We start from the raw sequence: 14,651 nt of genomic DNA, 5'->3' as shown, positions 1-14,651 counted from the left end.
ACACGATTTTAAGTAGGTAAGGCAGATTGGAATACATTTAGCGTATCTGTCAGATTAAACTCATCATAATAAAAGAAAACATTTTTCTTTAGGTTGTAACAAGTTAAAAGGATAACTTTGCGGCTTCAAACCCACACAATGAGTGATCAGATAAAACACGAATGCGGAATCGCTTTTATTCGCCTGTTAAAACCACTTTCTTACTACCAGCAAAAGTACGGTACAGCACTTTACGGCCTTAACAAATTATACCTTTTAATGGAAAAACAGCATAACCGGGGCCAGGATGGCGCAGGTATTGCTACCATTAAGCTGGATATGAAACCGGGCAGTAGGTACATTAGCCGATACCGGAGTATGGCATCTAATGCGGTAGCTGATATCTTCGAATATGTGCAGAACAAATTTGTTGATATCCAAGAAAACACTCCTGAATTAATGCAGGATACAGAATGGCTCAAAAACAACGTAAGCTTTATCGGCGAGGTGTTAATGGGCCATTTGCGTTATGGTACGCATGGTAAAAACAGTATCGAAAATTGCCACCCTTTTTTAAGGCAAAACAACTGGATGACACGTAACCTGGTGATTGCGGGTAACTTTAACATGACGAATGTTGATGAGTTATTGGAGCAATTGTACGAGTTAGGTCAGCATCCAAAAGAAAAAGCAGATACCGTAACGGTATTGGAAAAAATCGGTCACTTTTTAGATGATGAAAACCAGGAGCTTTTCGATCAATATAAAAAGGAAGGGCATGATAACGTTGCCATTACGCACAAAATATCAGATAACTTAGATATTGCGAACATTCTTCGCCGCTCGGCCAAAACCTGGGATGGAGGTTATTCTATCTGTGGTATGGTGGGTAATGGCGATTCGTTTATTATGCGCGATCCGGCAGGTATCCGTCCGGCGTATTATTATTATGATGATGAGATTGTTGTAGCGGCTTCTGAAAGACCAGCTTTACAAACTGCATTTAATATCCAGTTCAAAGATGTTAAAGAGATCGATCCAGGTCATGCTTTAATTATCAAGAAAAACGGAGAGGTGAGCATGGAGCAATTCCGCGAGCCTACCGAAAGATTATCTTGCTCATTCGAACGCATTTATTTCTCAAAAGGAAGTGATGTAGAAATTTACCGCGAGCGTAAACAGTTAGGTCGTTTACTGAGTGATAAAATTCTTCAGGCGGTTAATTACGATTTAAAAAATACGGTATTCTCTTTTATTCCAAATACGGCAGAAGTTGCTTTCTTTGGAATGGTTGATGGTGTTCAGCAATATGTGCGCAGGCACCAGAAAGATATACTTTTACATAAAAAAGAAACGCTAACCGATCAGCAGCTCGAAGACCTGTTGTCTTTAGCACCACGTGTGGAGAAGCTTGCGGTTAAGGATGTAAAACTGAGAACATTTATTACTCAGGATGCAGACCGTAGCGAAATGGTGGCGCACGTTTATGATACTACTTATGGTATTATCAATAATCACCAGGATACTTTAGTTGCACTCGATGATTCTATTGTACGCGGTACTACGTTGAAGCAAAGTATCATTAAAATTGTTGACCGTTTACACCCTAAGAAAATTATTATTGTTTCTTCTGCACCTCAGATTCGTTACCCTGATTGTTATGGTATTGATATGAGCAGGATGGGGCAGTTTGTTGCTTTCGATGCGGCTATTCAGTTGTTAACGGAGCGTGGCATGTGGCAGGTAATTGAAGATGTTTATACCAAATGTAAAGCTTCGTTACTTTTACCTAAAGAGGAAATTGTAAACCACGTTAAGGATATTTACAAACCATTTACGCCTGAAGAAATTTCGGCTAAAATTGCACAGATTATTACTCCAAAAGGTACGGTTGCTGAAGTTGAAGTAATTTACCAAAGTTTAGAGAACTTGCACGAAGCTTGTCCGAAAAACAAAGGAGACTGGTATTTCTCAGGTAATTATCCAACTCCTGGTGGAAACAAAGTGGTAAATAAAGCTTTTGTTAATTGGAAAGAAGGAAACAATCAAAGGGCTTATTAGGCCCCTAAATCCCCTAAAGGGGAATGAATAGAAAATAGCCCATATTTATATGGGCTATTTTTTTGTGCTTATTTTTTGCCCCGGACAACACTATAGAAGTGCCCTTCGACTCCCCATTGACAGATTCCAAAAGGAAGATCGTCATTGCGAGGAGGAACGACAGCCTGTCCCGACCTTTCGGGGAAGCAATCTTTCATGCTGGTGATCCTTGTCATAAAGATTGCTTTATCGGTTAAAAAAGCCTTCTCACAATGACGATACTTCTGAGATTGATGGAGTTGCTACTGTTTTTTCCCACCTAAACCTAACATTCGCGGAAAGCCCGGAGCCCGATCCTTTACCGATGAATCGGCACTAAATTAGAATCGGGTGAGGACTTGAAGCATTGGCAGGACTAACAATAATAGTTGTACTGCACCTGCTTTTCAAAAAATAAAAAACTGTTTTGGTCTTTGCTCAGGGTGACAATCGTGGGGGTTTGTTTTACCACTAAGACACAAATTGCTTTGGGTAAACTATATTTTTGACCACCTAAGCCACCTGAGTGCAACTAAGCAGGAGGAAGAGGGGTGTTAGGCGTAGAACTTCAGGTAAGTTTTAACAATGAGCCAAATGGCAAAGAAGATGATGACTACACCTGCGATTTTATTTAGTTTTTTAAGTGCATCTTCCTTTATTTTATAACGGAGTTTACTCGAATAGAAACTTTTTGCACCATCAATACTCAATTGGGTAGCCATGGCGATAAAAAAGCAGACTAATTTTTCGTTCAGCATGTTGTTCAGCTTAACCGAGATTATTCCGCTTACAATAATCCAGAACATTAAGGTAGATGGCGTAAGGATACACATTAAAAATCCTTTTATGACGTAACCCCGCTTGCTTACTTTTTGTAAAGTCGAGCTATTGTAATGCACGGTTATTTTAGAAACCAGGTAATATATACCTACGGCTAACAAAAACAGGCCCCCAATAGTGCCTACATATTTATCAAATTCTGCTTTATAATCGAAAAACTGGCTGCCAAAAAGAACCAGGCCAATTAGGACCACATCACTAATGATTACGCCAACAGCTAAAGAAAACCCAGCTTTGAAGCCCCTCTCTATGCTGGTTTTGATCATTGCAAAAAATACCGGCCCTGTTAAAAACGACGAAATAATCCCTGCTCCTATACCTAGTAATATGGCTTCAAACATGCATTGTATTGTTTATAATATGCGAATATGCAATTTTATACCTAAACATATAACATTTATTTTTGTTGCACAGGTTGCATAAAATTTGCGGGTTTTCATTTTTTTTATTTATGTTTAGAGCCACTAAAACAATTTACCAAATAACAAACGATGACAAAAGACACAACTAAAAATTATGGTACAGCGCTATATACAATTATAACTGTATTCTTTTTTTGGGGATTCGTTGCCGCTTCAAATGGCATCTTTATTCCTTTTTGTAAAACTCATTTTAAATTAACTCAATTCGAATCTCAATTAATAGATTTTACCTTTTATGGCGGGTATTTTATAGGATCATTAATCTTATATTTTGCTTCACAGGCCTCAAAAGTTGATATTTTAAACAAAATAGGATATAAAAAAGGAATTATTGCCGGCTTAATTATTTCTGCAGGTGGTGCCCTTCTAATGATTCCTGCAGTACATTCTGGTTCGTTTTTATTTATCCTATTTGCATTTTTTGTTATTGCTTTAGGCTTTTCGTTACAACAAACAGCTGCAAACCCATTTGTAGTGGCTTTAGGAGAGCCGGAAAGTGGTGCGCATCGCTTAAACCTGGCTGGCGGTATTAATAATTTTGGAGGTTTGATGGGCCCGGTTATCGTAAGTGTTGTTTTGTTTGGAACGGCAAACGATGCTGTTGCCAAGGTGGTGGAAATTTCTTCTATCAATAATTTGTACTATATTTTAGCTGGACTATTTTTAGGCGTTGCAATATTCTTTGGTGTATCCAAGCTTCCTGATGTGACAAGTACAGAAAAAATTGAAGCAAGTAGCAAACCTACAGGACCATTGGTTGTAATGATTTTAGGTTTCTTGATGGTTGCAGCTGCGAGTCCTCTAGCAAACTTGACAGGAATTAGCGCATCTATCTTTGTTTACTCTTCATTTGTAATCATTCTAGGTGCATTATTATTCGGTTACTTCGTAAAAAAGGAAAATGCTGCTAGTTGGGGTGCAATGCAATACCCTCAATTGGTTTTGGGTATGTTAGCTATTTTTATGTATGTAGGTACAGAAGTAACTATTCAAAGTAATTTGGGCGCTTTACTTAAATTGCCAGATTTTGGAGGTTTAGCCGATGCGGATATCAAACCTTACATCTCTTTATACTGGGGTAGTATGATGATTGGTAGATGGGCAGGTGCGGTCAGTGCTTTCAATCTAACTAAAATGACCAAAAATGTTTTAACTGTTATTGTGCCTTTTGTGGCTTTCGGTATTATTTTAGGGGTTAACCACGCAACTGGTACGGATGTGGGTAATTTATATGTTTATGCACTGTGTATTGCTGTAATGATTTTAGCAGTTTTTATTGGTCAGGAAAAGCCCGCCAAAACATTGGCTATTTTTGGAACCTTAGGTGCTATAGCCATGATTATTGGTTTACTAACCACTGGTCATGTTGCCATCTTTGCTTTCGTTAGTGGTGGTTTATGTTGTTCTATCATGTGGCCATCAATATTCTCATTAGCCATTACCGGATTAGGGAAATATACTTCTCAGGGGTCTTCATTCTTAATTATGATGATCTTAGGAGGGTCGATCATTCCTCCAATTCAGGGAGAATTAGCTGATAGTGCTGGTATTCACAATTCTTATATCATTCCTGTTTTAGGGTTTGCTTATTTAATTTTCTTTGCATGGAAAGTGAGTGGCGAACTTAAGAAACAAGGTATTGACGTTGAAAATATTACTGCCGAAGGCGGACATTAATTTTTAATAAAGTATTTTTGCAGCCACAGGGATTAATTTTTCTGTGGCTTTTTTGATTTTGATAATGACAGACAAACCAAGTTTCGATTCGATATTTATGAACCTTGCCACCGATTTGGCAGCCCGTTCGCATTGCGTGCGTGCCCATGTAGGTGCAGTACTCACAAAAGATACCCGTATTATTTCTATTGGTTATAATGGTCCGCCAGCCGGTACGCATAACTGTGATGAGGAATGGCCAGAACATGGCTGTGCACGTGATAGTAAGGGAAGTTGCTCTTTGGCCTTACATGCTGAGGAAAATGCGATCCTGTATGCTTCTAAAAATGGATCGAAGATAGAAGGCTGTACCTTATACACCACCTTATCGCCTTGTATTGCCTGTGCCCGTTTGATTCTGTCGTCGGGAATTAAATTGGTGTATTATTCTAAATCGTATGCGGCTTATAAAGGTTTGCCTAGCGACGAGGGGGTAGATTTTTTACGGAAGTTTGGTGTTGAGGTCGTTTTGATTGAATCGTAGAGGTTCATTGGTTCCTTCGTCATTGGTTCATTGGTGACTGCAAATCGCATATCAGCAAACGAAGTTTAAATCTAAAAACATAAGTCAATTTCAACTTGACAACTTGACAAGTTTTGTCTATATTTGATTATAAAACTTTTAGTTATGAAAACAATGTCAGTTGGAGAATTTAAAGCTCACTTTTCTGAGGTGCTTGAAGATGTTAAAGCGGGTATTGGTATTGCCGTAACTTATGGTAGAAAAAAAGAGGTTATTGGCTACTTTCTTCCCGAATCGGGTAAAAGTAAAACTAAAAGGAAATTGGGCCCCCTGGAAGGTAAGGCTCAGGTGATTTTTAATGACGATTTTGCAATGACAGATGAAGAGCTGCTAGGGCTATGATTTACTTGTTAGATACACATGTGTTTTTGTGGACAATAATTGATCCGAAAAGGCTTTCAGATAAGGCAACTTCTGTAATTGAAAATAACGAAAATGAAATTTTTATTAGCGCCATTAGTCTGTGGGAAATATCGCTTAAATATGCACTGGGTAAACTCAATCTCATTGGTTTAGAACCTAATGAATTGATGAGGCAGGCAAAAGATGTGGGTTTTGACTTAATGCCCGTTTCGCCCGAATTAGCAGCAAGTCATTATAAGCTAAATGCTACCTGGCATAAAGATCCTTTTGACAGGATGTTGATATGGCAAGCTATTCAAAAAGATATAACCTTAATCAGCAAAGACGAAAACATTAATAAATACCAATCGGCAGGTTTAAAGGTGGTTTGGTAATTATAGTTCATTTGTGATGAGTTCATAGGTAACGACCAATTACATAGAAATGAATTATTTAATCGGTTAATTGACTTCGGACTCCGGACTACCGACTCCGGACTGTAATACGGTTAATCGACTCCAAACGCCTTGCGCTAAACGCTTATCGCCATGCCCTCGGCTCAAAACTCTCCGCACACTACTAAAAATCTCAAATCTCCGGCTTTAAATCTCATATCTAATTGGTACCTTTGCGGATGCAAGAAAAAATCATTATCGTCGATTTTGGTTCGCAATTTACACAACTCATCGCTCGTAGGGTTCGCGAACTAAATATTTACTGTGAAATATATCCATATAACAATCTTCCTGAGGTTACGCCTGATGTAAAAGGTGTTATTTTTTCGGGTAGTCCTTACTCTGTCCGTCAGGAAGATGCACCTCAAATCGATTTATCGAAATACCATTTAAAATATCCATTATTGGCTGTTTGTTATGGTGCACAATATATTGCCCAACATTCGGGTGGTGCCGTTCAGCCATCTTCCACACGCGAATATGGCCGCGCTAATTTGAATTTTGTAAACCAAGAGAATAAATTATTTAAAGGAATCAACATCGATTCGCAAGTTTGGATGAGTCATGGCGATACCATTACCGATATTCCTGAAAACTTTGAATTGATTGCCAGTACCGATAGCGTAAAAGTGGCCGCTTATCACATTAAAGATTCTGATACTTACGCCATCCAGTTCCACCCTGAAGTAACGCACAGTATTGATGGAAAAATCCTTTTAGAAAACTTCCTGGTTGATATTTGCGGATGCAGCCAGGACTGGACTTCTGCTGCTTTTGTTGAAACCACCATTGCTGATATTAAAGCCACCGTAGGTAACGATAAAGTTGTTCTGGCCCTTTCAGGCGGTGTTGATAGTAGTGTTGCTGCAGTGCTTTTGCATAAAGCCATTGGCACAAACCTTCACTGTATTTTTGTTGATAATGGTTTATTGCGTAAAAACGAATATGAAAGTGTTTTAGAGCAATACAAAGATTTCGGACTAAACATTAAAGGCGTTGATGCAAAGGATAAATTCTTAAGTCAGCTGGCTGGTGTAGAAGATCCGGAAACCAAACGTAAAATTATTGGCCGCGTGTTTATCGAAGTTTTCGATGAAGAATCTCATCTTATTCAAGATGTAAAGTGGTTGGCACAAGGTACAATTTACCCTGATATTATCGAATCCGTTTCGGTTAAAGGTCCATCGGCAACCATTAAATCGCACCACAATGTGGGTGGTTTGCCAGATTTTATGAAACTTAAAGTAGTAGAGCCACTTAAAACTTTGTTTAAAGATGAAGTAAGAAGAGTGGGTACCACTTTAGGATTAGAATCGTTTATTTTAGGTCGTCACCCATTCCCTGGGCCAGGTTTAGGTATCCGCATTATCGGAGAGGTTACCCCTGAAAAAGTTGCTATCTTACAGGATGCCGATAAAATTTATATCGATAACCTTAAGGAAGCAGGCCTTTACGATAAAGTATGGCAGGCAGGTGCGATCTTTTTACCAGTAAGATCTGTTGGGGTAATGGGCGATGAACGTACTTACGAAAATGTAATTGCCTTAAGAGCGGTTGAATCGCTTGATGGGATGACTGCTGATTGGTGTCATTTACCTTATCCGGTATTGGCTAAAATTTCTAACGAAATCATCAATAAAGTTAAAGGAATCAATAGAGTGGTATATGATATCAGTTCTAAACCACCTGCAACTATTGAGTGGGAATAGTTTAGTTCGGAGTCCTGAGTCTTTAGTCAGGAGTCGATATACAAATAATATGATTATGCTAGCAAGGTGGAATAAACTTTGCTAGCATATTTTGTTAAAAATGATAGGTATGAATTTCAGGAAGGTTTATTGGTTGCCAGTTTTGTTTACATTGATTTTGGGTGCTTGTTCGCCTAAAATTAGAACACCTAAACCCGAAACGAGTAAACCGGTTGAAAAAGAGAAACCGGCAGAGAAAAAGCCGATCAAAAAGTTTTCGCAGGCCAGTGTATCATTGCTTGTTCCCTTTAAATTGGATGAGCTGAACTTAAAAACAGCTACAAAAGCCGATATTGAGAAATATGCCATGCCTATCGATTTTTATCAGGGCTTTAAACTGGGATTGGATTCTGCTGCCACTCAGGGTTTAAATTTTAAACTCAACGTTTTTGATACCCAGGATGATAATGCACACATCTCTGTCTTATATAAAAATGAACGTTTTAAACAAAGCAATTTAATTATTGGACCGGTTTTTCCAGATGGACTAAAATTTATCTCCAATTATGCCAAGGAAAATAATGCCGTTATTGTATCGCCTTTGGCTGCTTCCGAACCGGCTGAGTTTAATAACCCAAATCTGATCTCTGTTGTAAATAATATTGGTTTGCATGGAAAAAAGATTGCTACATACATCGCTAAAAACTATAATCCTGCCAATACGATAGTGGTGCTGATTAATCCTAAGAAAACAGAAGACGAGCAATTTGCTGTACCAATCAGGAGCTATTTTCAAGCCAATACCAAGTTTGTGGTACAGGAGTATGCTTCAGCTTATGCTTTTGAAACGAGAATGATCAAAGGTAAAGAATATGTGGTGGTGCTTACCTCCTCCGACAGGACTTTTGTATTGCCAACCGTAGAAAAATTGTATAAACTAAAACATCTTCCTACGGGTGGTTATGGCATTAATCTATTCGGTCATCCTAACTGGGTAAAACAGAACTACCCGACGGATAAACTACAAGACCTAAATACCATTATCAGCTCTTCTTATAAAATAGATTATAAAAGCAGCGCGGTTATTGCCTTTATTAAAAAATACCGCTACAGATACGGATTTGAACCTGGTGAATATGCATTTAAGGGATTTGATGTTGGCTACTACTTTGGTAAGTTATTAAGTAATTACGGAGAGGATTATAGAGAATACCTGGTAAAAGATAAATATAAAGGCCTTCATAATAACTTTTCATTTATCCATGATGAAAAATTAGGCTATATTAACACCAGTTTAATGTTGCTGAAGTTTAAAAACTTTGCGTTAAACCTAGTTGAGTAATTCTATCATTTTTTCTTCCATTTTAATTATTGCATGAGAGCAGATCATCAGTTAAGAGCCTTTGAACAGATTTTAAATAATTATGATGGAAGTTTGCCCTTGCATCGTTTTCTGCCCGGCTATTTTAAGCAACATAAGCAAATGGGTTCATCCGATAGGAGGTGGGCTACACGACATATTTATAGCTTTTTTAGGTTAGGTAAAACTTTACCGGCACTTCCATTGGAAGAACGTTTGAGCATTGCCGATTTCCTGTGCCACGATACGCTCAGTCTTGTTGTAGAGAAAAATCTCCCTGATCTGGTGGAAAGTATTGTTTTGCCTTTAGCGGAGAAATTAAACCTGATTAAAGCCAAATACCCTGACTTTGATATAAAAGAGGTATATCCTTTTCATGCAGCGCTTTCTGGCGATATTGATAAAGAGGCGTTTTTTGCTTCGTTTTTTAAACAGCCAGATTTGTTTATCAGGGTAGCGGCCGAAGAATCTGCAGCTATTGTGGCAACATTAGCAGATGAAAACATAACGGTTAAAGCCATTTCTGAAACTGCTTTGGCCTTACCCAATGGAACCAAGCTCGAAACCATTTTAAAGGAAGGCAGTTATCAGGTTCAGGATTTATCATCGCAACATACAGGCAATTATTTTAAACCGAACAAATGGGATAAATGGTGGGATTGCTGTGCGGCATCCGGAGGAAAGACATTGCTGTTGCATAGTTTCGAGCCTGTGATCGAGCTTTTGGTCTCTGACCTGAGAGAAAGTGTACTCTTAAACTTAGATGAACGTTTCCGTTTAGCCGGGATCAAAAAATACCATAAAAAAGAAATCGATCTTTTGCAGAATAACGACCAGATATTGCATCACTATGCCTTTGACGGAATCATTCTGGATGCCCCTTGTACGGGTTCTGGAACATGGGGAAGAACACCCGAAATGCTCACGTTTTTCGAGGAAAGGAAAATTAATCAGTTTGCTACCATTCAAAAAGGTATTGTACAAAACATTGTAAAATATTTAAAGCCAGGTAAACCCCTGATTTATATCACTTGCTCAGCTTTTGAAGCCGAAAATGAGGCCGTTGTTCAGCATATGCTTGATCAGCTGCCATTGGAGCTGGAAAAGATGGAGTTAATAAAGGGTTATGAAAATAACGCTGATACCATGTTTGTGGCGAGGTTGATCAAGAAAAGCCAGGATTAGCCAGGATTAGAGGATTTAGGATCGGGGTGTTTAAACTAAGTTCGATTAATTTTTCTTCGAAATACCGTCATTTCGAGCGAAGTGCAACGCAGTCGAGAAATCTAAGGCTCAGCGAAGCTAAATCTAACCCGATAGATCTCTCCATTTCGCTGCGCTTCAGTCGAGATGACGACCCACGCTACGTATGTTCAAACCAGGATTTGAAATTCTTTTTGAAGTATTTTACCGCTTCGATTAAAACGGCTATGGCTCCAATAATTAAGGTATATTCTTCAAAGCTGTTCATTATATTGAGCTTTATTGTTAGATGAATATACGCAATTATTGTTACAAATTGATTGAAGCATTGTCATTTAACAGCGTGATCGTCATTACAGCTAATGTAAAAAACGAAGCTACATCTTCCATTTTCCATCTCATCTCCTCCATCCTTAAAGCCCCGTATTATTCCTGAACAATTTAATCGCGATAGCCAATAAAATTACGCCAAAGGCTTTGCGTAAGATATTTAAGCCTGATTTTCCGAAAAGTTTTTCCAGCCTGTTGGTGTTTTTCAATACAAAGTAAACAAACAACATATTGAGTATAATGCCCACTAAGATATTCTGGGTATGGTATTCTGTTTTTAAGGAGAGTAAAGTGGTCATTGTACCCGCTCCTGCAATTAAAGGAAAGGCCAATGGAACAATAGATACGGTTTCAGGCGCTTCTTCCTTGAAAATGGTTAATCCCAGTACCATTTCCATCGCAATAAAAAAGATCACAAATGAACCCGCAATGGCGAAAGATTCTACATCTAGTCCGATTACTTTTAACAGCGACTCCCCAACAAACAAAAAGAGGATCATTAAACCTGCAGCCACAAGGGATGCTTTTTCTGATTCGATATGCCCGGCTTTTCTGCGTAGCTCGATCACAACTGGAATGGCTCCCAAAATATCGATAATAGCAAAGAGCACCATCGTTGTAGACAGGATCTGGCTTAAGTTGAACGTCATAAAATCGAATTTCATAGCGGGACAATTTTAAGCAAAGGTAGCGGAATTTGTATCAATTCCTCAATTGTGCAATTATTTATTAGAAATAGAATTGTGTTCTTAAGGTGAGTACATTGTCTTTTCTATCAGTGGTGTAGCCCTGAATTTGGGTCGATTCATTTTTAATGATATCGTAATAAAGCACCGCTTTAAAATGTGGGTTAAAGTGATGTAGGAAACCAAAGCCAAAAGTATCAAAACGGACATCGGCCGGAGAAAGTCCCTGGGCGCTGGATATATCAAGTCCTTTTACCTTTGAATTCGGGTCATACCAGTCGTATTTTAAAATCAGCTGATTGTCGGTACTATTTAAGGTTTGTACAAAGGTAAGATAGGCACCATTAAAGGTACGGGTATAATATGGTAGCGCTATTGATTTACTATCAACAGGATAGGAGCCCGGTGTAGTTGATGTGGTTGAAGTGCCTGTTTGCAAACCTGATACCACTTCTGCCCTTAACTCCGATTTCCAGCTCTTCGTTTTGGTAGCAAGCTGGATATCGGCACCATAATACCTCCGTGGGGCAACCTTATTGATCGTTGAAGTTGACGAATCCTTAACCATTTTCCATTGATCGTTGATTCTATCCATTTTATAACTTACGGGCAAACGGTGATTTAAGCCACCCTGTAAAGTACTGATGCCACCAGCTATAGTAAAGTTTTTAAAGGCATAGGTTTTGTGGCTTAACCTGAAGATAAAATCTTTACTGTTATCAAATTCTCCGCTACCGGCTAGTCCCTGTCCGTTGTAAATACCAAAATCGAAAACAAAATTTTTCAATCTGGCGTTTTTCCACCGTGGATTTAAAGTAAAGGTAACTCCCAGATCACGTTCTGTTTTCATTAAAATCTGCGACATCCGGCCACGCTCTGGCGCTTCCCTTACTGAAGAAGATAATTGCAATTCATTCCCAAACGGGCGTCCTGAAAGCCCTAAAGTTACTGCCAGTATTTTCCATTTATTCTCATAGTAACGTCCCCAGAAATCCCGAATGGCTACGCCCTGTTCTGTTCCGTCAAACTGAAGCACAAAATAGGTAGAAGGACTTCCATCATCGGTTAACATCATATAATCTGCTCTTAAACGCCCTCTTCTTAACCTAAACCGATTATTGGTATACTCGCCAAAGTTACCACCCTGATATTCTGCCTGAGTGCCGTTCGATTGCGCCAATTGAAACTGTGGTTGTAAATAGCCACTAAAAGATAAGGATCCATATTTCTTCGAAATAATGAGCAAATGGTTTACCGTGGTAGAATCCATTACATCATTAATTGTTCTTTGAGCATATCCTGTAGCGGAAATGAATAGTAAAACAATGGTTAAGGAGAAATAAACGCTTTTAATTTTGGCAGAATTGCGGCACATGTTATCAATTTTTTGCAAAGGTAGCTTTATTAACAATTATTTAACATAAAAAAGCCCCGACTTTTGGCCGGGGCTTTTATTTTTTTGAAAATATAACTTATTTAACGTCTTTCAAATGTGAATTCTTTTTACTGTATCCGAAGTAAATGATAAATCCTAGTGCTAACCAGCCAAATAACCTTAACCAGTTTGTCCAGCCTAAACCAAGGATCATTAAACCACAGGCAACAACACCCAAAATTGGAATTAAAGGTACCCAAGGTGTTTTAAACTGACGAGGAAGATCCGGATCAGTTTTTCTTAAGATAATTACCGCCACACAAACCAGCATAAATGCAAATAACGTACCGATACTGGTCATATCACCAACAACGTCACCAGGGATAAATGCAGCAAATAAACCTACAATAATCAGGATCACTAAGTTTGCTTTATAAGGTGTTTTAAATTTCGGGTGTAAATCACTGAACATTTTAGGCAATAAACCATCTTTACTCATTGAATAAAATACACGGCTTTGGCCCAATAACATTACCAGAATTACAGAAGAGAAACCTGCTAGAATAGCTACGGTTACTAATTTAGATAACCATGAATATCCGGTCATGTATTCGCTGATTGCAGCTACTACAGATGCTTCACCACCTTTGGTTCTGAAAAACTCAACTGGTGCAATTCCTGTTAAAACGTGTGCGAATAAGATATATAATACCGTACAAACGGCTAATGATCCTAAAATACCAATTGGCATTGCAGTTTTAGGGTTTTTAGTTTCCTGAGCGGCAGTACTTACGGCATCAAAACCGATAAAGGCGAAGAACACCGTTCCGGCAGCGCCAATAACACCCCAGAAACCTCCAAAGCTATGGCTAATACCTGCATGATCTACATAAGTTGTAGCAGCTGGAATATATGGATGGTGATTAGATTCGTTTATAAAACCCCATCCTAAAACAATAATTAAGATCACGATACCCACTTTGGTAATTACGATTAAACCGTTTACAAAAGCAGATTCTGATGTTCCTTTAATTAAAAGTAAACTTAACAAACCTACAATAAACAAAGCAGGAAGGTTCATGATTCCATTTACGGTACCATCAGGATGCGATTGGAAAGGTGAGTGGCACCACTCGTAGGGTATGGGTGAGGTATGTAATACTTCGACCAGTAGTTTATTCAAATATTCACTCCAGGCAATACCTACAGTAGCAGCACCAACAGCATATTCTAACACCAAATCCCAGCCAATAACCCAGGCCATTAACTCGCCCATGGTGGCATAAGTATAAGTATATGCACTACCAGAGATTGGAATAGAAGAAGAGAGCTCAGCGTAACATAAGCCTGCCAAAGCACAGCCTATTGCCGCTATTATAAAACCGATTGTAACTGATGGACCAGCATTTTGAGCGGCTGCAGCAGCCGTACGAACAAATAGTCCGGCACCAATAATAGCCCCAACACCTAATGCAACTAATGCACCTGCACTAAGTGTGCGCTTTAAGCCTTTGCCTGAATCACCTGCTTCTTCAAGCAATAGATGCATTGGCTTTTTAGTAAATAAACCCATATTATAGTTTTTGTTTAGATTAATTCAGCCCCAAACGTAATTAAAAATTACGGAAAAGTAAAAGGGATTTTGGTTAAAAA

12 protein-coding genes are annotated in these 14,651 nt (G+C 38.6%); 8 read left to right on the top strand and 4 right to left on the bottom strand.

The features are described from left to right. Positions 1-138: 138 nt before the first annotated feature. Positions 139-2,040, top strand: a complete 1,902-nt coding sequence (locus CA265_15055; GenBank protein ARS40899.1) for an amidophosphoribosyltransferase — start codon at positions 139-141, stop codon at positions 2,038-2,040. A 572-nt stretch (positions 2,041-2,612) separates the two neighbouring features. On the opposite strand, the gene CA265_15050 is transcribed toward CA265_15055, so the two are convergent. Then, positions 2,613-3,239 carry a lysine transporter LysE gene (locus tag CA265_15050; GenBank protein ARS40898.1) on the bottom strand — a complete coding sequence of 209 codons (627 nt, stop codon included), beginning with the start codon at positions 3,237-3,239 and terminating at the stop codon, positions 2,613-2,615. A 150-nt stretch (positions 3,240-3,389) separates the two neighbouring features. On the opposite strand from CA265_15050, the gene CA265_15045 reads away from it, so the two are divergent. From CA265_15045 to CA265_15015, 7 genes are all read left to right on the top strand, one after another. After that, positions 3,390-4,997, top strand: coding sequence for an MFS transporter (locus CA265_15045; protein ID ARS40897.1), 1,608 nt, complete (start codon positions 3,390-3,392; stop codon positions 4,995-4,997). 64 nt (positions 4,998-5,061) lie between these two features. Next, on the top strand, positions 5,062-5,520 hold the full coding sequence (locus CA265_15040; protein ARS40896.1) for a cytidine deaminase: 459 nt from the start codon (positions 5,062-5,064) through the stop codon (positions 5,518-5,520). Between the two features lie 153 nt (positions 5,521-5,673). Then, a complete protein-coding gene (locus CA265_15035; GenBank protein ID ARS43008.1) occupies positions 5,674-5,901 on the top strand; it encodes a prevent-host-death protein in 228 nt (75 codons plus the stop codon). After that, positions 5,898-6,296 carry a PIN domain nuclease gene (locus tag CA265_15030; protein ID ARS40895.1) on the top strand — a complete coding sequence of 133 codons (399 nt, stop codon included), beginning with the start codon at positions 5,898-5,900 and terminating at the stop codon, positions 6,294-6,296. The genes CA265_15035 and CA265_15030 overlap by 4 nt, the downstream gene beginning before the upstream one ends. A 239-nt stretch (positions 6,297-6,535) precedes the next feature. Then, positions 6,536-8,065: a GMP synthase (glutamine-hydrolyzing) gene (locus CA265_15025; protein ID ARS40894.1), complete on the top strand. Its 1,530-nt coding sequence runs from the start codon at positions 6,536-6,538 to the stop codon at positions 8,063-8,065. Between the two features lie 109 nt (positions 8,066-8,174). Continuing rightward, entirely contained in the window at positions 8,175-9,386 is a 1,212-nt protein-coding gene (locus tag CA265_15020) for a hypothetical protein (GenBank protein ARS40893.1), read from the top strand. Positions 9,387-9,419: 33 nt separating this feature from the next. Continuing rightward, the gene (locus CA265_15015) at positions 9,420-10,589 is read left to right on the top strand and encodes an RNA methyltransferase (protein ID ARS40892.1); all 1,170 of its coding nucleotides are present in this window, start codon (positions 9,420-9,422) and stop codon (positions 10,587-10,589) included. Between the two features lie 431 nt (positions 10,590-11,020). Here CA265_15015 and CA265_15010 read toward each other — a convergent pair whose 3' ends face one another. From CA265_15010 to CA265_15000, 3 genes are all read right to left on the bottom strand, one after another. Beyond that, positions 11,021-11,587: a hypothetical protein gene (locus CA265_15010; GenBank protein ARS43007.1), complete on the bottom strand. Its 567-nt coding sequence runs from the start codon at positions 11,585-11,587 to the stop codon at positions 11,021-11,023. A 79-nt stretch (positions 11,588-11,666) separates the two neighbouring features. Continuing rightward, positions 11,667-12,998 carry a porin gene (locus CA265_15005; GenBank protein ID ARS40891.1) on the bottom strand — a complete coding sequence of 444 codons (1,332 nt, stop codon included), beginning with the start codon at positions 12,996-12,998 and terminating at the stop codon, positions 11,667-11,669. Positions 12,999-13,095: 97 nt separating this feature from the next. Further along, complete coding sequence (locus CA265_15000) at positions 13,096-14,571, bottom strand: amino acid permease (protein ARS40890.1); 1,476 nt, start codon at positions 14,569-14,571, stop codon at positions 13,096-13,098. Positions 14,572-14,651: the final 80 nt, after the last annotated feature.

Source organism: Sphingobacteriaceae bacterium GW460-11-11-14-LB5 (genome assembly GCA_002151545.1).
In the GTDB taxonomy this organism is placed as follows: domain Bacteria; phylum Bacteroidota; class Bacteroidia; order Sphingobacteriales; family Sphingobacteriaceae; genus Pedobacter.
This window is presented reverse-complemented; position numbering and strand designations above follow the sequence as displayed.